Origin of the sequence: Bradyrhizobium sp. LMTR 3 (assembly GCF_001693485.1) — a bacterium.
In the GTDB taxonomy this organism is placed as follows: domain Bacteria; phylum Pseudomonadota; class Alphaproteobacteria; order Rhizobiales; family Xanthobacteraceae; genus Bradyrhizobium.
In genome coordinates, this window is sequence record NZ_MAXC01000043.1 from 236,948 (window position 1) to 259,037 (window position 22,090).

Genomic DNA, 22,090 nt, shown 5'->3' on the forward strand with positions numbered 1-22,090 from the left:
GATCAGTTGCCGGCCCCGCCGGGATGCAAGATGAAATCATTCATATGGAGGTTGGCGCGACTGACATTCGTAAGCAGAATCGAGTCGCCTCCATCGAGATGAATCACGGTACCGCTGGCCACCTGCTTGACTTCAGCATCGTTAGCGATCCATGCGTCGAACGAGTCGGCATCGCCTGCATCGAACGGCAAATGGTCGAATAAATCGATCTTGTCTTCGCCAAGCGTGAAGTCGGTGATGGTGTCGTCACCGGAGCCCGCCCTGAACACGAACTGGTCCGCGCCCGCGCCACCCGTGAGCGTGTCGGTGTAGTCGGTCGCAAAAATCACGTCCTTGCCGTCCGTGCCCACCAGCGTGATATCCGGGCCCGTGCCTGCCTCGTCGAAGATGAAGTTCACGGTGTCGGTGGCGCCGAACCCGTCGGTGACCGCAATGGTAACCTTGTCGGTCGACGGCGGAGTTGTGGTCTCGCGAACCTCTTCAGTTTGCAGATTGTTGGTCGAGATCAGCGGCGCCTGGTTGTCAACCGGCGGAGCGGCCGTGACGTTGACCGTCGTAGACAGCAAACCTGTGTCCTCGCCGTTGTATTCGGTGCCGTCGCCATCGGTAAGCGCGAACATCACAGTGCGCGTGCCGGCCTCCGAGCTGGTGCTCTGGAACCGGACCGCCTCGGCCAAGTGGGCAATAGCCTCGTTTGTGGCGTTGCTGTTCAGGTCGATCGCCAGGTAGCCGATGGCGTCGCTCGTTGTGCCGATCGCGACAGCGTCAAAAAGATCTCCGGTACCGTCGGCATCGAACATGATGGTGGTGCCGGTAACCGAAATGTATTGGTCGGGCCAGATCGACAAAATATCGCCGTCGTGTCCGCCATTCAGCAACACGGTCAACGATCCACCGTTGTAGTCGGCGCTGTCGATATCGCTCACCGACACATTGGTCGCCACCACAACTGCAGGACCATTCGCTCCGTAGATTGCCGTAAGGTCGTCAGCTACGAGCACCGGTGCGTCGTTGGTTCCATGGACGGTGATATCGATGACCTGCGTCGTGCCATCGGCAGTCGTCACGGTCAGTTTATCGTGCTTGATCTCGTCCACTGCGAGGTGGTCCACCCGATCGTGGACCAGTGTATAGGTCCAGCCCCCAGAGGTCTCGTCGAAGGTGAAGTCGCCGTAGGTGCCTGTCAATGCAGCCGGATCTACCGCTTGGAAATGGTCCTCCTCGCTGTCGTCGTCCAGCACGGTGAGCAAGCCTTCATCGACATCGTTTGCGACTATATGACCGCTGGCGTCGATGTAGTTGTCATCCTCAAACACGCTGCCAGTGAGGTCGCCGACAACCGTCGCGTTGCTGCTGCCTGTGACGTTGACCGTCGCAGTGAAAGAATCGGAGTCATGGCCGCCGTTGGCGGTACCGCCGCCATCGTTGAGCGTGAACGTCACGGTGCGCTCGCCGGCGACCGGATTGTTCTCGGAATTCGAGAACTCGATCGCTTTGGTTAGCGCGGCGACGGCCGCATCGTCGGCCACACCGTTCAGCGTCACCGTCAGGCTGCTATGGTCGTACGAGAGCGTTCCGATCTGTACAGCCGCGCCGGAGCCTTCACCGTCCGCATCGTACATCACGTCGTTGCCACTGACCGTGATGTACTGGTTTTCCGCAATGGACAGCGTATCGCCTTCGTGCCCGCCTGCGGTCATCGCCGCTGTCAGCGATCCGCCGTCATAATTGGCGCTGTCGACGTCACTTGCAGTAACATTGCTGACGAGCGCAACCGGGCTTCCGCTTGCAGAATAGGGCGACGCGAGGTCGGAGCCGCTGAGGACCGGCGCATCGTTGGTACCGGCAATGGTGACGACGATGTCCTGATGCGCCGTGCCGTCGAACGACGTCACCGTCAGCGTATCGGTCGCGGTATCGTCCTCACCCAGATGCTGGATCTTGGAATTGTCGACCTGGTAGGTCCATGCGCCCGTGACGCTGTCGAAGGTGAAGGTGCCGTACTGGCCGGCCAGCGAGGCCGGATCGACTGCCTGGAAGTAGCCTTCGCCGTTGTCGACATCGTGCACCGCCAGCACGCCGCTGTCCGTGTCGAGCGCAACCACCTCGCCGCTGTTGATGACGCTGGTAGCGTCCTCCACCAGCGAACCGGTCGATTTGCCGTCGATCGTCGCAGCGTCGTTTATACCGGTAATGGAGACCGTGACATCCTGCTGTATCGATGCGCCGTTATTGTCGGTGAAGGTGACGGTGTAGACCTGAGTGATGGTCTGACCCAGGGCCAGCGACTGCAGCACCGCATCGTTGTTGTTAAGCGTGAAGCTCCAGCCCAGCGTGGCACCGTTGTAGATGTCGCTGGTGCTCTCGGTCACCGACGGATCGATGGTGAACGTACCTATATGCGTATCGCCCTCGTCAAACCCTGGCAGATGCTCGTTCGAAGCCGACGACTTGAACTCCCACGTCGCCGTGTGGGTGTCGATCAGGTCGAGGTCCTGGATCGCGATCGTGCCAGACGTCTCGATTTCACCGGACGCGACGGCGGTATCTTCGGTAACATCCCCGTTCGCGGTGGTCGATCCCGCGACGATGGTCGGTGCGTCGTTGGTGCCGGTAATGGTAACCGTGACGTCCTGCGTGACGGTGCCACCGTGGTGATCAGCGAAGGTGACGGTGTAGACCTGGGTGATGGTCTGGCCCAGCGCCAGCGACTGCAGCACCGCATCGTTGTTGTTAAGCGTGAAGCTCCAGCCCAGCGTGGCACCGTTGTGGATGTCGCTGGTGCTCTCGGTCACCGACGGATCGATGGTGAACGTACCGATGTGCGTATTCTCAAACCCTGGCAGATGCTCGTTCGAAGCCGACGACTTGAACTCCCACGTCGCCGTGTGGGTGTCGATCAGGTCAAGGTCCTGGATCGCGATCGTGCCCGACGTCTCGATCTCGCCGGACGCGACGACGGTATCTTCAGTAACACCCCCACTCGCGGTGGTCGATCCCGCGACGATGGTCGGTGCGTCGTTGGTGCCGGTAATGGTAACCGTGACGTCCTGCGTGACGGTGCCGCCGTGGTGATCATCGAAGGTGACGGCGTAGACTTGAGTGATGGTTTGCCCGACCGCCAGCGACTGCAGCACTGGATCGTTGTTGTTAAGCGCGAAGCTCCAGCCGATCGAGCCAATAGTGGTGACGCCGGGATTCTCGCTCACCGATGTGAGTGTGAATGTCCCGATCGCGCTGAGTGGCGCCGCCTCCGAATAGCCCGGCAGATTGGCATTGGCATTCGACGATTTGAGAACAAAAGTCGCGGCGTGGGTGTCGGTCAGGTCGAGGTCCTGGAACGTGATGGTGCCGCCGGCGACCAGCGTTGGCGCTTCATCCTCCGTCACCGCGTCAGTGGCCGTGGTCAAGTCGTCGACGATGACCGGAAGATCGTTGGTGCCGATGACCACGACTTCCCCGCCCTGGATCGACACGGTGATCGGCGTCGAGATGACGCCGCCGTGACCGTCGTCGACCTGGGCGACATAGTTGAGGTTCAGCGTTTCGCCGTCGGCGATGAAGTCGAACGCACTGTCGGCAATGCTGTAAGTCCAGGTCGCCGTGCCGTTGTTGCCGTTTCCGGAAGCCTGCACCACGGTCAGCGGCACCAGGACGGCCTGAATTGCCGCCAACTGTTCCGGCGTCAGCGTCGCGGTGATGTCCTTGTCTTCTGCGTCGTAGTAGCGGAACGGATCGCTGGCCGAGATCGCTGCGCTAACGACCGGACGGTCGGTCAAATCGGCGTCGGTAAAGACGACAGTGCCGGTTACGGTGTCGACCGCGGTGTTGCCGGTGCCGATCTGCTCGATGATTTCGCCGCCGGTTGAAGAAATCGTCGGCTTGTCGTTGGTGCCGGTGACGACGATCGTAAACGGCACAAACGTCGTCTCGTTGCTCGGCGCATAATTGTTGTCGACCCGCGCCATGTAGGTCAGCTTCAGCGTCTCGCCGGCGGCGAGGAAGTCGAACGCGCCGTCGGCGATGTTGTAGGTCCATGTCGCCGTACCGATGTTCTTGCCGTTGGGATCCTGCACCACGGATAGCGGCACTTCGACCGCTTCGATCGCAGCCAGTTGCTGCGCCGTCAGCGTGGCGGTGACGTCGGTGCCCTGCGCGTCCTGATAGACGAAGGAAGAAAACTGCGTACTGACGGTCGGCGTGTCGCCGACGTTGATGTCGATGTAGTTGACGGTGCCCGAGATGCTATCGAGCGCGGAGCTCGCGGTCACATCGATTCGTTCGGTAACCGCGCCGCCGTGCGCCGCGGCCAGCGGCGGCCCTGGAATATGCACGAGCCTGGGGGGCGGTCCCGGATCCACAGGGGGAGTAGCCCCGCTCGGGATGTTGAGTAGCTGAAGCGTCACGGGAATGAAATCCCCGCCGGCCAGCTTGATGAACAATGTTTCCGGAACGATCGAATCGGTAAAGTTGGTGGTGAGCTTGGTGTTCGGGTTGTTCAGGTCGGTGAACTTCAGCGAGAACACGTCGCTGATGATCTTCTGCGCGTCGGGCGATAGCTGCACCGACGATTGGAAGCTGACCGTGCCCTGGCCGCTGACGATCGTCTGCGTGCCGGCCTGGTTGACGGTCGCGATCGGCGTCAGCGTGGTCTTGTCGAACAGGATGTAGGAGCCGGTGGTGCCGTCGGGCTCGACCAGCACCTGGAACTTCGCCGGCGGCGCACCACCCTGGCCCGGCACCTCGAAGTCGATCTCGACCAGCACCGCGGTGCCGCGGATGCCCATGGTCGCGACCGGGGTGTCGACCTTCATGTCGCCTTTCTTGGCGGTGGCGCCGGCGACGAACGAGATCGTGCCCTGCACCAGGCTGAGCAGCGACCTGTTGTCCGACCCGTTGGGGTCGTAGACCATCTCGTTCAGCACCATCCGGGCGTTCGATGCGAGGCCGAACACGGTGCCGTCGATGAAGGTGATGCCGAGCGTCGAATCGGAGCCGGACTGGACGACGTCGCCCTTATGGACGGTTTCGCCCTGGTTCAGGATGATCGAGACGCCGTTGCGGATCGCGGTCGCATGCCCCGTCAGCTTGGTGACATGCCCGATCACAGGCGGCGCGACGCTGGGACTGCCGTCGGCTTGCGCGAACTGGGTGTGCCCGCTCAGCGCGTTGACGATGTCGCCGGTGAGATGGGCGCCATCGGGCGAGGCCAGCGCAGCGCGCTTCTCGCCCTTGAAGTAATCGCGCAGCACGAGCTCGCGGTCGCTGCTGCTGAGGATCAGGTCGACGCCCGATCGCTTGAAGTCGCCGCTGAAGAGCAGATCAGCATCAGGAATAATTATGGCGTCGGACGGCGCATGTGTCGAAACTTTGTCGACATGGAGCTTGCCATGGGAAGGAAGATGGCCGTGCGATGACAGAAGAGGGCTAGAGCCAATATCCGCGCCGGAAAAAGGGGCGAGGTCGCCCGATCCGAATTTGCCGGCGTAGTTCAATGGAACACCAATCTAAATGGTTAAGAAGTATGAAATTTCCCTGCGGGGTTTTCATACCATGCAGGTAAGGAACACAAAAGCAGGCATGCCGCGAATACCCTCGATATGGGGTATGTCTGCAACAGGACCGAAAAAGTCCGGAAAAGGTGTCCGGCGGAAGTGTGGCGAGGAAAAGGCGGGCTTGGCCCGGGACCGATCGAAAAATGGGCACGGCGTTCGCAACGCATAAAGATAAGCAGTCTGAATAGCTTATCCTTGCCGCTCCGCACTGAATGCCGCTTTCCCGTAGGATGATGTGGGCACCCAAAGCTGGGTCACTCCACCCGATCGTCGGATGCGCATGTGGACCGGCATCCCCTCCGCAAGATCCGGGAAGGGTTGTAATCGCGCACCGAGCAATCCCGTGGGTAAGGTTAATTCGAGTGACCTGTGACCCTTGCGCAACCATAAACTTTTGCGCCGTGTCCGCATCCTGTCTCGGATAGCCGAGCGGCCCTGATGAGCGCCGATCTGAGTGGATCGATAAAATCATCTGCAAACCCGCAAGGCCGCGTTCACGCTCCTTCGCAAACTTCCGATAGGCCTCCTCTCGTTTTAAACGGATCAAAAGCGCCGTTGCCCATCCTGTCCGTTCTGAAATGATCTGGGCACGAGCAGGCAGAGCAAGCCCGCCGATACCCGGACAAGGGGTGTCAGATGGGGTTGTCAGTCTATGCACGCGCATGGCGTGCGGGCATCATCGCGTGCGGGCTGGCCTGGTTCGGGCCAGTCGACCTGCGCGCGGAGACGGGCGAGCCATCCGCGCCGGTGGAGATGATCCAGCGGTCGGCCGAGCCGTTTGGACTTGCGGCATCTTCCCTCGCCGCCGGCGGGCTGCGCGACAAATGGCTCGGCGTACAGCGCCGGCTCGACGACGAAATGGTGCAGCTTGCGCTCTGCGAAGGCGACCGTGACGGCTGCGTGTCTCCGGCCGCACTGAGATTCCTCGACATTGTCGACGCCGCGCGCTTGCGCGAAGGCCGCGCGCGGCTCGGCGAAATCAACCGCGCCGTCAATCTCGCCATCCGGCCGATGAGCGATCTCGCCCAGCACGGCCAGACCGACGTCTGGACGCCGCCGCTCTCAACGCTCGCGCGCGGCGGCGGCGACTGCGAGGATTATGCGATTGCGAAATTCATAGCCTTGCGCCGCGCCGGCCTCGCGTCCGACGATCTCAGGATCGTGGTACTGCACGATACCATCCACGGCGAGGACCATGCGGTGGCTGCCGCGCGGCTGGATGGGAGCTGGTTGATGCTCGACAATCGCCGCATGGCCATGGTCCGGGATGCCGACGTCAGAAACTTTCGGCCGACATTCGTCATCGGTCAGCACGGCGTGATGCGATATGCCGATGCTCCGCTGCTAGCCGACGCCTCGGGCAGTACGCTGGCGGCTCCGCTTGTCTTGAGTTCTCTGGCCGCTCCGCCGACCGGTCATTCGAACGTGCCGACTGAATGACGGCGCGCAATTGTTGCGCGGCGACGGCAGGCAACGATCTGCTTTCCTTACCTGATCTTCCCTGCCTCACGGCCCATGCTGCGCTGCAGCCGGTATGCCAGCTTGCATCCGTTCGGTAAGAACGCTCGCTCAAAACATGCGAGACAAATTTTCTATTTTTCGTTTCGCGCATCGCGTTGATTGACGCGATCCTTCTCACCGGCATAGCATTCCACCAGATCCGCTAGAGATCACTGGGAGGGAATGAGATGACACGTTTGCCGCGCGTTGATTCCGCTTGCCTTTTATTTCCTGAAATTGCCGTTACTTCCCATCGGCCGGCGCGCCTTGCACAAGCCGTGATCGCAATCGGGCTGGGCCTGACGCTGGGCTGCAGCACAGCCCTTGCGCAGACACCCGCCAAGGGATCGCCCGAGCACATCAAAGCGGTTACTTCGGCGGTCGACGGCGCATCGATCAAGGCCAACACCGCGACATCGAGCGACTGGCCGACCATCGGCCTCGACTATGCCGAGACTCGCTTTTCCAAGCTCAACCAGATCAACGCCGACAACGTGAAGAAGCTGGGACTGGTGTGGAGCTATCCGCTGGAATCCTCCCGCGGCGTCGAGGCGACGCCGGTCGTTGTCGACGGCGTCATGTATCAGACCGCGTCCTGGAGCGTGGTGCACGCCATCGATGCCCGCACCGGCAAGCGGCTCTGGACGTACGATCCGAAGGTCGATCGCACAAAGGGCTACAAAGGCTGCTGTGACGTGGTCAATCGCGGCGTCGCGCTCTGGAAAGGCAAGGTGTTCGTCGGCGTCTATGACGGGCGGCTGATCGCGCTCGATGCCGTCACTGGCAAAGTGGTCTGGGAAAAGGACACGCTGATCGACAAGGAGCATTCCTACACCATCACCGGCGCGCCGCGCGTGTTCAACGGCAAGGTCGTGATCGGCAATGGCGGCGCGGAATACGGCGCCCGCGGCTACGTCACTGCTTACGACGCCGAAACCGGCAACCAGGCCTGGCGCTGGTTCACGGTGCCGGGCGATCCGTCAAAACCGTTCGAAGATGAATCGATGGCGGCTGCAGCCAAGACCTGGGACCCCGCCGGCAAATACTGGATCAACGGCGGCGGCGGAACGGCGTGGGATACCATCACCTTCGATCCAGACCTCAACCTCGTCTATATCGGCACCGGCAACGGCTCACCGTGGAATCGGGATGTGCGCAGCCCGTCCGGCGGCGACAACCTCTATCTGGCCTCGCTGGTCGCGCTGAACGCCGACACCGGAAAATACGTCTGGCACTATCAGGAGACGCCCGGCGATCACTGGGACTACACCTCCACCCAGCCGATGATCCTCGCCGATCTCACCATCGACGGCACGCCGCGCAAGGTGATCCTGCACGCGCCGAAAAACGGCTTCTTCTTCGTCGTCGACCGCACCAACGGCAAGTTCATCTCGGCCAAGAACTTCGTCGATGTGAACTGGGCGACCGGCTACGACGCCAACGGCCGGCCGATCGAGGTGAAGGAGGCGCGCGGGAGGGAACAGTATGACAGCATCCCGGGCCCGTACGGCGCCCACAACTGGCATCCGATGTCGTTCAACCCGCAGACCGGCCTCGTCTATCTGCCGGCGCAGAACATTCCGGTGAATCTCACGCCGGAAAAGGCGGTCAAGCATAACGCACAGGAGCCTGGCAAATTCGCTTCCGCGGCGGGCTGGAACGTTGGCTTCATGCTCAACGCGACACCGCCGAAGAGCGCGCCATTCGGCCGCCTGCTCGCCTGGGACCCGGTGAAGCAGAAGGAAGCCTGGCGCGCGGAATACGTGGCGCCGTGGAACGGCGGCACGCTCACCACGGCGGGCAACCTCGTTTTCCAGGGCACTGCGGACGGCCGCTTCATCGCCTACAACGCCACGACGGGCGAAAAGCTCTGGGAGACGCCGGTCGGTACCGGCGTGGTTGCGGCTGCCTCGACCTATATCGTCGACGGCAAGCAGTATGTCTCGATCGCGGTCGGCTGGGGCGGCGTGTTCGGAATTGCCGCCCGCGCCACCGAGTTGCAGAGCCCGGGTACCGTCTACACGTTCGCGCTCGACGGCAAAGCGCCGCCGCCGGCCTTCGTGAAGTACCAGACCGAAGGCCTGCTCGCCGGCGTCAAGTACGATCCGAAGGACGTTCCCGAAGGCACTGCGCTCTATGTCACCGCCTGCGCCCAGTGCCATGGCGTGCCCGGCGTCGACAAGGGCGGCAATGTCAGGAATCTCGGCTATGTCTCCAAGGAGACGATCGAGAACCTGAAGAACTTCGTGTTCAAGGGCCCGTTCCACGATCAGGGCATGCCCGACTTCACCGGCAAGCTGACCGAAGCCGACGTGGTGAAGATCCAAGCCTTCATCCAAGGCACCGCGGACGCGATAAGGCCGAAGTGAAAACCGTCATTGCGAGCGAAGCGAAGCAATCCATAGCGCCACAAGCGGAGAGATGGATTGCTTCGTCGCTTCGCTCCTCGCAATGACGGCGTTTGCCGTCGAAGATAAGAGCACAAACAAAAAGGCTGCGCGATCGTCCCGCGCAGCCCTTTCTCGTTGAAGTCCTGTCGCTAGAGCGAAGCGCCCCTCAGAACATCAGGCCCTCCTTGACCAGCACCCAGCGGCCGTTCTTGATCTGCTGGACCTGGGTGATGGTGTTGGCGAGGTGGTTGGTCTTGGAGAACTTGCTGGGCGGCGAGTTGAAGATGTCACGGAACTGCTCACCGGATTCCAGCGCATCCATCATCTTCTGGCCGGTCAGGTCCTTGCCCGCCTTGTTGGCATAGAAGGCGAAGGTCGTCATGGCATTGTAGCCGATGATCGCCTGGGTATTGGCGTCCGAGCCGAACATCTTCTTGTAGTTGGCAAGCCAGTCCTTGACCTTGCCCTTTGCCGTATCCTCGTACGGAATTTCGAAGCCGGACGCGGCGTAAAGGCCTTCGACGGCTTCCTTGCCGAGCGCCGGCACTTCGAGCACGTTGGTTGGCGTCGCACCGAGGAAGGTGACGTCCCAGCCGAGCTTCTTGGCCTCGCCCATCGCGCCGATGGTTTCGCGGATCACGGTGCCGAGCACGACCATATCGCAACCGTCGGACTTCATCTTGGCGACCTGCGCGCTGAAGTCGGAAGCGCCGCGCTTGTAGCTCGTGACGGAAGCGGCCGTCAGCTTCATCGCCGCGACCTGCTGGTTGAAGCCGTCGAGCACGTTCTTTCCGTACTCGTCGTCCTGATACATGATGCACGGCTTCTTGAAGTTCTTCGCTTCGATCATGTATTTGACGGCGGCGCGCGTGCTTTCGACGTAGGGCAGCAGATTGTTGAACTTCAGCCTTTCCTGCGGCTTCGCCGGATCGAACTTGAAGGTAAATTCTGCAGCCGTCAGCGGGAATAGCTGCAGCACGCCTGCATCGAACAGAATATCCTGCGACGCCAGCACCGTCGGCGAACCCATCGGACCGACCATCGCGAAAACCTTGTCGCGCTCGACCATCTTCTGCGACGCCAGCACAGCGCGCTTCGGATCGTAGCCGCTGTCCTCCAGGACCAGCTTGATCTTGCGGCCGTGGATGCCGCCGGCAGCATTGATCTCTTCCACCGCCATCTTCATGCCGTTGGATACCGGCACGCCCCAGACCTTGATCGGACCGGACAGGTCCTGATGGGTACCGATGACGATCTCATTGGCCGAGATGCCTTGATCGGTAACCTTGGTTTGGGCTGCGGCCGGCAATTGGGTCAGCGCAAGGGCGCTCACCGCAAGGCCCAGCGCCTTGAACGATTTCGACATTGCAGTCTCCTCTTCCTTGGCCCGTGTTGCGCGAAGGGTGGGGCCTTCTCGGTCCTTCGCCGTTTTCAAATACTTCGTTCCAAATGTCCGCCTACGCCACCGCCCGTTCGCGATACATGGCGTCGATCTCGGCGGCGTAGCGCTTGTTCACGAAGCTGCGCTTCAGCTTCATGGTCGGCGTCAGTTCCTCGTCCTCGGGAGTCAACTGACGCTCGATGAGGTAGAACTTCTTGATGGTTTCGACGCGCGCGAAGTTCGCATTGACCGCCTCGATCTCACGCTGGATCAGGTCCTGGATCTCCTGCGCACGGCACAGGCTGGCATAATTGGTGAACGGAATATCGTGGTCCTGCGCGTACTTCTCGACATTCTCCTGGTCGATCATCACGAGGCAGGTCAAATACGGCCGCTTGTCGCCGATCACCACGGCGTCCGAAACGTAAGGCGAGAATTTCAACTGGTTCTCGATCTCCGACGGCGTGATGTTCTTGCCGCCCGAGGTGATGATGATGTCCTTCATCCGGTCAGTGATCTTGACGAAGCCTTCATTGTCGATCGAGCCGACGTCGCCGGTGTGCAACCATCCCTTGGCGTCGATGGTCTCGGCGGTCTTCTCCGGCTGATTCAGATAGCCCATGAACAGAAAGTCGCCGCGGATCAGGATTTCGCCCTGCGGCGAGATCGCAACCTCGCCCCACGGCGCGGCCTTGCCGACCGACCCGAGCTTGATGCGATCGGGCGGCATGATGGTCGCGACGCCGCAATTCTCGGTCTGGCCGTAGACTTCGCGCATGTCGAGGCCGAGCGCGAGATACCAGCGGATCAGGTCCGGCGCGATCGGGGCCGCGCCGGTAAAGGCCAGCCGGCACCGATCGAGCCCGAGCATGCGGCGGATGTTGCGGAACACCAGCCAATAGGCGGCGCGGTTGGCCAGCCGCAAGGACAGTGGCGGCGTATCGCCCTGCAGCTTGTACTCGGTCATCCGATTGCCGATGGCGAGCGCGTTGCGGTACATCCAGTTCTGGAACGTGGTCGCATCCTTCAGCGCGATCGTGATTCCGGAATAGAACTTTTCCCAAATTCTCGGCACCGCGAGGAAGGCGGTCGGCTGCACCTCGCGCAGATTATCCGGCACGGTCTCCGGGCTCTCGGCGAAATTCATCACCGATCCCAGCGCCAGCGAGACGTAATAGCCGCCGATCCGCTCGGCGACGTGGCAGAGCGGCAGGAACACCAGCCGTTCCTCGTTGTCGGTCGACGGAAACAGGTCATTGGCGTGGCGCATCTGGTGCGTCACGCTGCGGTTGGAATGCATGGCGCCCTTGGGTGGGCCGGTGGTGCCCGAGGTGTAGACCAGGATGGCGAGATCGCCTGCGCTGCGGCTTCCGATCATCTCGTCCCACAGCGCCTCATTATCCTGCTCGTGGTTGCGGCCGAGCGCCATGAACTCGGCCAGCGACAACACCATCGGGTCGCTGAAACCGGTCAGGCCTTCCATGTCGAACACGACGATCTTCTGCAGAGTCGGGCAACGCGAACGGCAGGCGAGGATCTTGTCGAGCTGTTCCTCGTCCTCGGCGAAGATCACCTTGGTCGAAGAATCGTTGATCAAATATTCAACCTGCGACGAGGAGTCGGTCGGGTAGATGCCGGACGAAACGCCGCCGGCGCAGAGGATGCCCATGTCGGCATAGACCCATTCCGGCACGGCGTTGGCGATGATCGAGGCGACGTCCCCCGGCCGGAACCCGCTGGCATGCAGGCCATAGGCCACGTCCTTGGATATCTGCAGCCATTCGCGCCAACTGGTCGGCTGCCAGATGCCGAACTTCTTTTCGCGGATCGCCGGCCGGTCGCCGCGTGTTTCCACGGACAGCAAGAAGCTCTTCGCGATCGTGTCGGCGACCGTCAGCACTGCCGGTCTGGCCATGCGCATCTCCTCCCTCTGTCGCCCGCCTCCGGTGCCGGTGTTCGAACCGGTCTTGGTTTTCGAAGCAGGGCTCGAATTTAGCTCTAACTAGTTCTTAACGCCATGCTTTTGACTGCGACGGTTAACGCCAGATCTTCTAACGCCAGGTGTTCTAAGTCTTCTAACGCCACGTCTTCTTCTTTTTCCAGCGCCGCTCGCCGCGGGCGCCTTCTTCCTTGGCGCCGAGATAGAATTCCTGGATGTCCTTTGAACTCATCAGCCGCTCGCAGGTATCGTTCATCACGACCCGGCCGATTTCCAGCACATAGCCGTAATGCGCGGTCTCCAGCGCTACCTTGGCGTTCTGCTCGACCAGCAGGATCGACATGCCCTGTTCCTCGTTGACGCGCTTGATGATGGTGAAGATCTCTTTCACCAGAATCGGCGACAGGCCGAGCGAGGGCTCGTCCAAAAGTAGTAGGGTCGGCCGGTTCATCAGCGCCCGCCCGATCGCCAGCATCTGCTGCTCGCCGCCGGAAAGCTGCCCGGCCGGCTGATTGATGCGTTCCTTCAGCCGCGGGAAATAGCCGTAGACGCGATCGAGATCCTCGGCGACGCCGGCCCGATCCTTGCGCGGGTAGGCGCCCATCATCAGATTTTCGCGCACCGAGAGGAACGGAAACACCTCGCGCCCCTCCGGCACGTGGCTCAAGCCCAGCCGGACGATCCTGTCGGCTTCCATGCGCTGGATCGGCTTGCCCAGAAACTCGATCGAGCCTTTCTGCGGATCGAGAATGCCGGAGATGGTCTTGAGCACCGTGGTCTTGCCGGCGCCGTTGGCGCCGAGCAAGGTAACGATGCGGCCGCGCGGTACCTCCAGGCTGATGCCGCGGATGGCCATGATCGGCCCGTAATAGCTCTCGATATTGCTGAGCTTGAGGATGATGTCGGAAGCGCTCATGGCATCATCCTCATGCGCCGAGATAGGCAGCGACGACGTCGGGATGGCGCTGCACCTCGGACGGCGAGCCCATCGCGAGCACGCGGCCATAGTTGAGCGCAATCACGCGGTCGGAGACGCGGTTGACCAGCGTCATGTCGTGCTCGACCATCAAGACGGTGATGCCAAGCTCGGTCTTCATGTCGCGGATCCAGAACGACATGTCCTCGGTCTCCTCGACGTTGAGCCCGGAGGACGGCTCGTCCAGGAGGATCAGCTTCGGCTCGGAGCACAGCGCGCGCGCCAGCTCGATCACCTTGCGGACGCCGTAAGGCAGCCCCGAGATCAGCTTGTCGCGATAGGCTTCGAGATCGAGGAATTCGATCACCTGCTCGACGCGGCGGCGATGCATCTTTTCGCCGGCGCGCACGCTCGGCAGGAACAGCAATTCCTGCCAGAGCCGCGTGGTGGAGTGGCGGTGCCGGCCGACCAATAGATTGCTCAGCATGGTCGCATTCTCGAACAATTCGATGTTCTGGAACGTGCGGGCGATGCCGAGGCCTGCGATATCGTAGGCCGGCTGATTGGTAATATCCTGGTCCTCGAAGAAGATCCTGCCCGAGGTCGGCGGATAAATCCGCGAGATCAGGTTGAAGATTGAACTCTTGCCGGCGCCGTTCGGGCCGATGATCGAGAGTATCTCGCCCTTCTCCACGGCGAAGCTGACGGAATCGACCGCCTTCAAGCCGCCGAAGTGAAGAGAGAGATTTTCGGCACGGAAATAGCTCATCGGTTCCGCTCCGATTTCACGTAGATCTTCTGGCGTTTGAAGGTGGCGCGCTTGTAGAGCGGGAAGAGCTGGAAGAAGAGTTTTATCTTCAGCCAGCGGCCGTAGAGACCGAGCGGCTCGAACAGCACGAACAGCACGATGATCACCCCGTAGATGGCGCCCTTCAGGCCATTGGCGGACGCAACGGCGGCGACGTTGCCGTGAATCTTGCCCGCCGTAATGCTGTCGGCGCCGAAGGTTGCGGCGATGCCGGCGATGATGCCGGGCAAATCGTCCTTCAGGTACGTCAGGAACGGATCGATCATGACCAGAAAGATTGCACCTAACACCGCGCCGTGCAGGCTGAAGGCGCCGCCGATCAGGATCACGATGATGAACTCGATCGAGAGCTGCAGCGTGAACATTTCCGGCGAGATGAAGGAGAGCTTGTGCGCGAACAGCACGCCGGCGAGGCCTGTGATCGCCGCGCTGATCGCAAACGACTTCACTTTGTAGAGCGACACGTTGACGCCCATGCTGCGCGCCGCGGTTTCGCTGTCGCGGATCGCGACGAAGGCGCGTCCTGTCGGCGAGCGCAGCAGATTGAGCGTGCCGACGATGGTGAGGGTCAGTACGGCAAGACAGAGATAGTAGAAGGTCGGGCCGTTTTGCGGCACCGCCTGCCCGAACAGGCTGAGCGTCTTGACCCGCATGCCTTCGTTGCCGTGGGTTACGCTTTCCCAGCGCGCCAGCACCTCTTCAACGATGAAGGCAAAGGAAATCGTCGCGATGACGAGATAGATGCCCGTCAGCCGCAGCGCCGGAAATCCGACCAGCGCGCCGACCACGCCGGTTAACAGGCCGCCGGCCAGGAAATAGACCGGAAACGGCACGTTGTACTGCTGCAGATAGGCCGCCGTGTACGCGCCGATCGCCAGAAAGGCGGCGTGCCCGAGCGAGGCCTGCCCGGTGAAGCCGGTGAGGATCATCAATCCCACGCCGACCATCGCATAGATGCAGACGAACACCAGTTGGCTGACGAGATAGCTGGAAAGCACGAACGGTGCGATCAGGAGAAACGCCAGCAGGATACCGTAGGAGACGACGTAGCCGCTGTGCGGAATCAGTTTGATGTCGTCTTCGTAGTCCGTCTTGAAGAGAAAACGCATTAGACCTTCTTCCGCATGTGAACACCAAACAGGCCTTCGGGCTTGAGCAGCAGCACCACCAGAAGGACGATGTAAGGGGCGACGTCCTTCCAGCCCTGCGGCAGGTAGAACCCGGCCATGCTCTCGATCACGCCGATCAGCACGCCTCCGACCACGGCGCCGGGGATCGAGCCGAAACCGCCGAGCACGGCGGCGGGAAATGCTTTCAGGCCCAGCACCAGTCCGACATTGGAGTGAATAAAGGTGATCGGCGCCAACAGCACGCCGGCGGCTGTCGCGACCGCCGCAGCGATCGCCCACACGATCGAGACCACGCGCTTGACCGGAATGCCCATGTAGTAGGCAGCCAGCATGTTCTCAGAGCTGGCGCGCATTGCGGTGCCGAGCGTGGTGCGATTGAAGAACAGGTACAGCAGCGCGCAAAGGATAATAGTCGCGGCGATCACCGACAGCTTGTCGTATGCCAGCACCAGCGAGCCGATTCGTAACACGCCATCGCTGAACGGCGTCTCGATCTTGAAATCGTCGGTGCCCCAGATCATGCCGACCACGGAGCGCAGGAAGTATCCGAGCCCGATCGTCGCCATGATGATGGAAAACTGCGGATAACCGAGAATCGGGCGCACCACGACGCGTTCGGCCAGCATGCCGAACAGGGCCATGGCCGCAACCGCGCCGGCGAATCCAAGCCAGTAGTTAAGACCGAGCATGCCGATGAATGTGAAGGCGAAGAATCCGCCCAGCATCATCAAATCGCCTTGGGCGAAATTGACGACCTCGGTTGCCTTGTAAATGAGCACGAAACCGAGCGCGATCAGGCCATAGACGCAGCCGAGCGCGATGCCACTCACGAGCTGCTGAACGAAGTCCAGCATCATTTCCCTCCCCGATGCCGGGCGATTCTGTCGATCGCCTCTTTCGCATCTTGTGTCTACACGCTGCCCGGCATCCACGATGCCTGCAGCCGCATATGTCCCGCTGCATTGAGCCCAAAGCGCCGACCGCTGTCAACAAAGCGCTGCGAACAGCGCCGTTAACAATTGCGGAGAAATGCCGCAGCCCCGGGAAGTTGCGGGGGTCGGCGCGATTTGGTCCACCAGATTCACCGCGCCGAAAGCTCTTCGGTTCATGGTCCGCGACGAACAACTGGATCGTTCCGAATCATGAAGGCGGATGTATCGGCGCTCGAGGTGCGAGGGTTAACGAAGAGTTTTGACCGCCCGGCGGTCGATGCGCTCGACCTCACCGTTCGCACCGGCGAGTTCTATGCCCTGCTCGGCCCCAACGGCGCCGGCAAGACCACGACCTTGCGCATGGTCGCCGGTCTGCTCAAGCCCGACGCAGGCTCTGTCGCGATATGGGGCATCGATGCGCTTGCCGATCCCGTCGCCGCCAAGCAGATCATGGCCTGGGTTTCCGACGAGCCCATGATCTACGACAAGCTGACGCCGCTGGAATATCTCGAATTCGTCGCCGGCCTGTGGGGCATCGACCCCGCAACTTCCGAAACTTCCGCTCACCAGCTTCTGGCGTCGCTCGGCCTCGAGCCGCATCTGCACGAACGCTGCGAGGGATTTTCCAAAGGCATGCGGCAGAAGGTGGCGCTCGCCGGCGCACTGGTTCACGACCCCCGGCTGATCATCCTGGACGAGCCGCTGACCGGGCTCGACGCGCTGTCGGCGCGACACGTCAAGGGATTGCTGCAGGAGCGCGTCCGCTCCGGCTGCACCGTGATCATGACGACGCATATTCTCGAAGTCGCCGAGCGGATGGCCGACCGAATCGGCGTCATCGCCGCGGGGCGGCTGGTGGCCGAGGGTACGCTCAGCGAGCTGCGCCAGCAGAATGGCCGCGGCGACACCAGCCTCGAAGACATGTTCATCGCGCTCGTCGACGCCGGGGCGGCAGCCGCATGAGTTCGGCCGCGGCGCTCACCTGGTTTGCCCGGCACGAAATCCGGCTGGCTTGGCGCGAATGGCTGGCCATGATGACCGGCAGCCGGGGAAAACGAAAGCGCGCGATCATCGCCCTGGTCGTGTTCGCTGCCATCATGCACCTGCCGGCCTATGCGGTGATCGGCCGGTTCGCGGATTTGCAGGCACCGTTAGGCAAGTCCGAACTGATCGTCATCACCGCGACCATCTTTCTCGCCTGGGCCTTGATGCTGTCGCAGGCGATCGAATCCGTGACGCGGGTGTTTTACGCCCGCGCCGATCTCGACCTCCTGATGTCGTCACCGGCGAACCTCGCCAACGTGTTCTCGGTTCGGATCGCGGCGATCGCGCTATCCGTCATCGGAATGGCGCTGCTGCTGTCGACGCCTTTTGTCGACGTTCTCGTGATCGGCGGCGGCGCGCGCTGGCTTTCGTCATTCGGGGTCGTCGTTGCCATCGGTCTTTCGGCCGCAGCGGTAGCGATCGCGATCACCGTGCTGCTGTTCAGGCTGATCGGCCCGAGCCGCACCCGCCTCGTCGCACAGATCGTGGCCGCCGTCATCGGCGCCGGCTTCGTCATCGCGCTCCAGGTCGCGGCCATCCTTTCTTACGGCACGTTGTCTCGCTTTACCGTGCTGACCTCCGATGCCGCTTCAGCCTATGCCCCTGATCTCGACAGTCCGCTGTGGTGGCCAGCGCGCGCGGCGATCGGCGACGGCGTGGTGCTGTCATGGCTGATGGCCGGTGGGCTCCTGCTGCTCGGCGCGGTGATGGCGGCCTTTTCGCCGCGATTTGCCGATACCGTCGTCCGTGTCGCCGCAACCACGCGCGCTGTCCGTCGCGGGCCGCGCGCCACGGCATTTCGCGGCGGCTCGCGGCAACGGGCGCTACGCACCAAGGAGTTCGTGCTGCTGCGGCGCGACCCGTGGCTGCTGTCGCAAAGCCTGATGCAATTGCTGTATCTGGTGCCGCCCGCCCTGATGCTGTGGCGAAGTTTTTCCGAAAGCTCTAGCGCGATCGTGCTGGTCACGCCCGTGATCGTGATGGCGGCGGGCCAGCTTGCCGGCGGCCTCGCATGGCTGACGATATCAGGAGAGGATGCCGCCGACCTGGTCGCAACCGCACCGCTGCCGCCCTCGCGCGTGATCCGCGCCAAGATCGAAGTAGTGCTGATCTCAATCGGCGCCATCTTCACGCCGCTGGTCGCAGCCCTTGCGTTTGCCTCCTTGACGCAGGCGATCGTCACCGCGCTCGGCGTCATTATCGCGACCGTCTCCGCCGCCGGGATCCAGCTCTGGTTCCGCGTGCAGGCCAAGCGCACCCAGTTCCGCCGCCGCCAGACCTCGTCGCGGCTGGCAACCTTCGCCGAAGCCTTCTGCTCGATCGGCTGGGCCGCGACGTCAGCCCTCGCCGTCACGATCCCGGTTGCCGCCGTGATCAGCGGGGCGATCACCGCGGCGATCCTGGCTGCGACGTGGAAGATCAGCCCGCGGCGAGCTTAGAGACTACTGCTTCTCCAACCCCGCCCGCTCGATCACGTCGCCCCAGCGTTTGATCTCCTTCTCAATGAACGGGATCGTCTCGGCCTTTTGCAGCATCATCGGGCGGGTGCCGATCTTTTCGAAATGCGTACGCACGCGTTCCGACGACAGCGCCGCATGCGCGGCTTCTGCCAGTTTATCGACCACCGCCGCAGGCGTGCCCGCGGGTACCATGATCGAGGACCAGCTCTGGGTGGTCATGTCCTTCATGCCGAGTTCGGCCATGGTCGGCACGTTCGGAAATGCGCGCAGACGTTCCGGCGCGGTGGTCGCCAGCACCTTCAGCTTGCCGGCCTCGACATGGGGGCCGACCGAAACCGGATAGTCGAACATCACGTCGACGCGCCCGGCGATCATGTCGTTCAATGCCGGCGCGCTGCCCCGGTAGGGCACATGTTGCATCTCGATGCCGGCCACCGTCTTGAACAGTTCGGCGACCAGATGCGTTGCGGTGCCGACGCCGGAGGAGGAGAACGTCACCTTGCCCGGATTCTGTTTGGCGTAGGCGATGAACTCCGGAACCGAATTATATGGCGCGCCGTGATAGGCCACGAACAAGTTCGGGCTTTCTCCGACAAGGTGCACCGGCAGGAAATTCGTGAGCGGATCATAGGACAGGTTTTTGCGCAGCGTAACATTGGCCGCCATCGTACCCTGCGTGCCATAGATCATCGTGTAGCCATCGGGTTTCGAGCGCGCCACCTGCTCGGTGCCGACAGTGCCGCCGCCGCCGGCCCGGTTATCGATCACAACGGACTGGCCGAGCGTCTTCGACATTTCCTCGGCCACGATGCGCGAGGTCGTGTCGGTGATGCCGCCCGGCGCGAACGGCACGACCCAGGTGATCGGACGGTTGGGGAATTCCTCGGCCAAGGCCGGCGTGAGTGCCAAGGATGCAAGCCAGATCGCAACGACGTGACGCTTTGCCATGGTGTTCCGCCCCACGAAATATTCGTCCTTCTTGGAGGACTTGTGCAGGGAAGATGACCGCTTTCGACGCAGCTTGCCATGCGGCAAAGTCGCTTATCCGCGAACCAACTCCATCACAGCCGCCGCAAACGGCTCCGGCGCTTCCTGCGGCAGATTGTGCCCGACGCGCGGCACCACGCGATGGACGCGGCGGCCAGTGAATTTCGACGCGCTGGCGGTGCCATCGCTCGCGGGCGCCACGCCATCGCCCGCGCCGTCCAGCGTGATTGACGGCGCGGTGATGGGAGGAAGTGCCGCCAGCCGGCGCTGGATGTCGGCATATTGCGGATCTCCCTCGGCCAGACCGAAGCGGTGGCGATAGCTGTGGATCACCACATCGACGTAATCAGGATTGTCGTGAGCGCTCGCGGTCCGCTCGAAGCAGGCATCGTCGAACGACCAGTTCGGCGACCACTGCGTCCACAACATTCGGGCGATCTCGCGCCGGTTGGCTGCAAGGCCGGCGCGGCCGCGCTCGAGCTGGAAATAATATTGGTACCACAGCGCCACCTCGCGTTCGGGGCGCATTGGCACCATAGCGTTGGCAATATCCTGGATCAGATAGGAATTGACACAGACGAGCCCGAGGCAGCGCTCCGGCCATAGCGCCGCGCCGACGCAGGCCGCGCGCCCACCCCAGTCATAGCCCGCGAACACCGCACGGCGGATATGAAGCGCATCCATCAGCGCCATCATGTCTGCGCCGACCGCCGCCTGCTCGCCCGAGCGCGGCGTCGCGGCATCGCGAAACCGGGTCGGGCCATAGCCGCGCAGATAGGGAACGATGACACGGCAGCCCTGGACAGCCAGTTGTGGCGCGACGTCGACATAGGAATGAATGTCGTAGGGAAAGCCGTGCATCAGCATCACGGCGGGGCCATCCGCCGGCCCCGCCTCGTAATAGGCGATGCTGAGCGGGCCGGCATCGACCTGGCGCAGCGGCTCCAGCCGCTTCGATGATGGGGCACGCGGGGCTGGGGCGGTTTCTTCAGTCACGGCGAACTCCTTGGCTAATTCAACAATACGGCATGCGCCGGCCCCCGATGAAACAAATTCCGGCGCGCTGCCATGCGCGAATGCCATGACGTCTCCCGAATTCGGCGATACAGTGTCGCCCACGGCCTTCACCGCTGACGGGTCATGCCATGTTGCGATCCCTTGCTGTCGCCCTCGCCTTCCTCGGTTCGCTGATTGAGCCTGTGGCCGCCCAACAGCAGCCTTTACGCAGCGAGTGCCTCGCGATGGCCAACGCGCCGCCACGCGCCGTTCCGGTCAGCCTGCGCCGTACCGCCGCCAAGGTGGAAGAAGTCGCGATTACCTATGTCGGACATTCCACCTATTACATCGATACGCCCGACGGCGTACGGATCGGGACCGACTTCAACGGCGCCTACCGGACCGGCCGCCTGCCTGATGTCGTTACCATGAACCGCGCGCACTCGACGCATTATACGCTGTTTCCTGATCCGAAAATTCCGCACGTCCTGCATGGCTGGGGCGAGAATGGGCAGGCGGCGCATATCTCAACGCGCGTCGGCGACGTCTATATCCGCAACGTGCCGACCGACATCCGCCGCTACTATGGCGAGGGCTCCAGCGGGGGAATGATCAAGGACGGCAACTCGATCTTCATCTTCGAGGTCGCCGGCCTCTGCATCGGCCATCTCGGACATCTGCATCACAAACTCGACGAGACGCATTTTGCGGCGATCGGCCGGCTCGACATCGTGATGGTGCCGATCGACGGTACCTATACGATGTCGCTCGACGGCGTTTCCGAGATCACCAAGCGGCTGCGCTCCTCGATCGTGCTGCCGATGCACCGTTTCGCCACTCCGCTCGATGAGTTCATGCGCCTGATCGGCCAGCAATTCCAGATCGACCAGCGGACGGAACGGACGTTGAAGATTTCACGCGAAACGCTGCCAGGCACGCCGACGGTAATCATTCTCGAAGGGGTATAAGCCAGCGCAACGATAGTAACCGCCGTCATTGCGAGCGGAGCGAAGCAATCCATGCCTCCACAGGCAGAGAGATGGATTGCTTCG

At 62.2% G+C, this 22,090-nt stretch carries 14 protein-coding genes; 5 read left to right on the top strand and 9 right to left on the bottom strand.

What is annotated here, in order from left to right; translation table 11 throughout:
* Window positions 1-2 precede the first annotated feature (2 nt).
* Window positions 3-5,495 (bottom strand): VCBS domain-containing protein, encoded by a 5,493-nt coding sequence (locus tag LMTR3_RS24670; protein ID WP_065747589.1) that lies wholly within the window; start codon window positions 5,493-5,495, stop codon window positions 3-5.
* Between the two features lie 696 nt (window positions 5,496-6,191).
* Here LMTR3_RS24670 and LMTR3_RS24675 point away from each other — a divergent pair.
* Window positions 6,192-6,995 (top strand): transglutaminase-like cysteine peptidase, encoded by an 804-nt coding sequence (locus LMTR3_RS24675; protein ID WP_084029791.1) that lies wholly within the window; start codon window positions 6,192-6,194, stop codon window positions 6,993-6,995.
* 248 nt (window positions 6,996-7,243) lie between these two features.
* On the top strand, window positions 7,244-9,424 hold the full coding sequence (locus tag LMTR3_RS24680; RefSeq protein ID WP_084029792.1) for a PQQ-dependent dehydrogenase, methanol/ethanol family: 2,181 nt from the start codon (window positions 7,244-7,246) through the stop codon (window positions 9,422-9,424).
* Between the two features lie 187 nt (window positions 9,425-9,611).
* Here LMTR3_RS24680 and LMTR3_RS24685 read toward each other — a convergent pair whose 3' ends face one another.
* The 6 genes from LMTR3_RS24685 to LMTR3_RS24710 form a co-directional block, all read right to left on the bottom strand.
* Complete coding sequence (locus LMTR3_RS24685; RefSeq protein ID WP_065747590.1) at window positions 9,612-10,811, bottom strand: ABC transporter substrate-binding protein; 1,200 nt, start codon at window positions 10,809-10,811, stop codon at window positions 9,612-9,614.
* 91 nt (window positions 10,812-10,902) lie between these two features.
* Window positions 10,903-12,741, bottom strand: coding sequence for an AMP-dependent synthetase/ligase (locus LMTR3_RS24690; protein ID WP_065747591.1), 1,839 nt, complete (start codon window positions 12,739-12,741; stop codon window positions 10,903-10,905).
* 160 nt (window positions 12,742-12,901) lie between these two features.
* On the bottom strand, window positions 12,902-13,681 hold the full coding sequence (locus tag LMTR3_RS24695) for an ABC transporter ATP-binding protein (protein WP_065747592.1): 780 nt from the start codon (window positions 13,679-13,681) through the stop codon (window positions 12,902-12,904).
* A 10-nt stretch (window positions 13,682-13,691) separates the two neighbouring features.
* Window positions 13,692-14,450, bottom strand: coding sequence for an ABC transporter ATP-binding protein (locus LMTR3_RS24700; protein WP_028351788.1), 759 nt, complete (start codon window positions 14,448-14,450; stop codon window positions 13,692-13,694).
* Window positions 14,447-15,598, bottom strand: coding sequence for a branched-chain amino acid ABC transporter permease (locus LMTR3_RS24705; protein ID WP_065747593.1), 1,152 nt, complete (start codon window positions 15,596-15,598; stop codon window positions 14,447-14,449). Before LMTR3_RS24705 ends, LMTR3_RS24700 begins: the two co-directional genes overlap by 4 nt.
* Window positions 15,598-16,473: a branched-chain amino acid ABC transporter permease gene (locus LMTR3_RS24710; protein WP_065733248.1), complete on the bottom strand. Its 876-nt coding sequence runs from the start codon at window positions 16,471-16,473 to the stop codon at window positions 15,598-15,600. Before LMTR3_RS24710 ends, LMTR3_RS24705 begins: the two co-directional genes overlap by 1 nt.
* Window positions 16,474-16,761: 288 nt before the next feature.
* Here LMTR3_RS24710 and LMTR3_RS24715 point away from each other — a divergent pair, with 288 nt between their 5' ends.
* Window positions 16,762-17,514: an ABC transporter ATP-binding protein gene (locus tag LMTR3_RS24715; RefSeq protein WP_065747594.1), complete on the top strand. Its 753-nt coding sequence runs from the start codon at window positions 16,762-16,764 to the stop codon at window positions 17,512-17,514.
* Window positions 17,511-19,034: a permease gene (locus LMTR3_RS24720; protein WP_065747595.1), complete on the top strand. Its 1,524-nt coding sequence runs from the start codon at window positions 17,511-17,513 to the stop codon at window positions 19,032-19,034. Before LMTR3_RS24715 ends, LMTR3_RS24720 begins: the two co-directional genes overlap by 4 nt.
* A gap of 3 nt (window positions 19,035-19,037) precedes the next feature.
* Here LMTR3_RS24720 and LMTR3_RS24725 read toward each other — a convergent pair whose 3' ends face one another.
* Window positions 19,038-20,003, bottom strand: coding sequence for a Bug family tripartite tricarboxylate transporter substrate binding protein (locus tag LMTR3_RS24725; protein ID WP_065747848.1), 966 nt, complete (start codon window positions 20,001-20,003; stop codon window positions 19,038-19,040).
* A 93-nt stretch (window positions 20,004-20,096) separates the two neighbouring features.
* The gene (locus LMTR3_RS24730) at window positions 20,097-20,981 is read right to left on the bottom strand and encodes an alpha/beta fold hydrolase (RefSeq protein ID WP_283809325.1); all 885 of its coding nucleotides are present in this window, start codon (window positions 20,979-20,981) and stop codon (window positions 20,097-20,099) included.
* A gap of 206 nt (window positions 20,982-21,187) precedes the next feature.
* On the opposite strand from LMTR3_RS24730, the gene LMTR3_RS24735 reads away from it, so the two are divergent.
* Entirely contained in the window at window positions 21,188-22,006 is an 819-nt protein-coding gene (locus LMTR3_RS24735) for an MBL fold metallo-hydrolase (RefSeq protein WP_065747596.1), read from the top strand.
* Window positions 22,007-22,090: the final 84 nt, after the last annotated feature.

Bases quoted from the DNA above. Each gene is read 5' to 3' on its own strand.
- LMTR3_RS24675 (WP_084029791.1), top strand. From the start codon at position 6,192: ATGGGGTTGTCAGTCTATGCACGCGCATGGCGTGCGGGCATCATCGCG.
- LMTR3_RS24680 (WP_084029792.1), top strand. From the start codon at position 7,244: ATGACACGTTTGCCGCGCGTTGATTCCGCTTGCCTTTTATTTCCTGAA.
- LMTR3_RS24685 (WP_065747590.1), bottom strand. From the start codon at position 10,811: ATGTCGAAATCGTTCAAGGCGCTGGGCCTTGCGGTGAGCGCCCTTGCG.
- LMTR3_RS24690 (WP_065747591.1), bottom strand. From the start codon at position 12,741: ATGGCCAGACCGGCAGTGCTGACGGTCGCCGACACGATCGCGAAGAGC.
- LMTR3_RS24695 (WP_065747592.1), bottom strand. From the start codon at position 13,681: ATGAGCGCTTCCGACATCATCCTCAAGCTCAGCAATATCGAGAGCTAT.
- LMTR3_RS24700 (WP_028351788.1), bottom strand. From the start codon at position 14,450: ATGAGCTATTTCCGTGCCGAAAATCTCTCTCTTCACTTCGGCGGCTTG.
- LMTR3_RS24705 (WP_065747593.1), bottom strand. From the start codon at position 15,598: ATGCGTTTTCTCTTCAAGACGGACTACGAAGACGACATCAAACTGATT.
- LMTR3_RS24710 (WP_065733248.1), bottom strand. From the start codon at position 16,473: ATGCTGGACTTCGTTCAGCAGCTCGTGAGTGGCATCGCGCTCGGCTGC.
- LMTR3_RS24715 (WP_065747594.1), top strand. From the start codon at position 16,762: ATGAAGGCGGATGTATCGGCGCTCGAGGTGCGAGGGTTAACGAAGAGT.
- LMTR3_RS24720 (WP_065747595.1), top strand. From the start codon at position 17,511: ATGAGTTCGGCCGCGGCGCTCACCTGGTTTGCCCGGCACGAAATCCGG.
- LMTR3_RS24725 (WP_065747848.1), bottom strand. From the start codon at position 20,003: ATGGCAAAGCGTCACGTCGTTGCGATCTGGCTTGCATCCTTGGCACTC.
- LMTR3_RS24735 (WP_065747596.1), top strand. From the start codon at position 21,188: ATGTTGCGATCCCTTGCTGTCGCCCTCGCCTTCCTCGGTTCGCTGATT.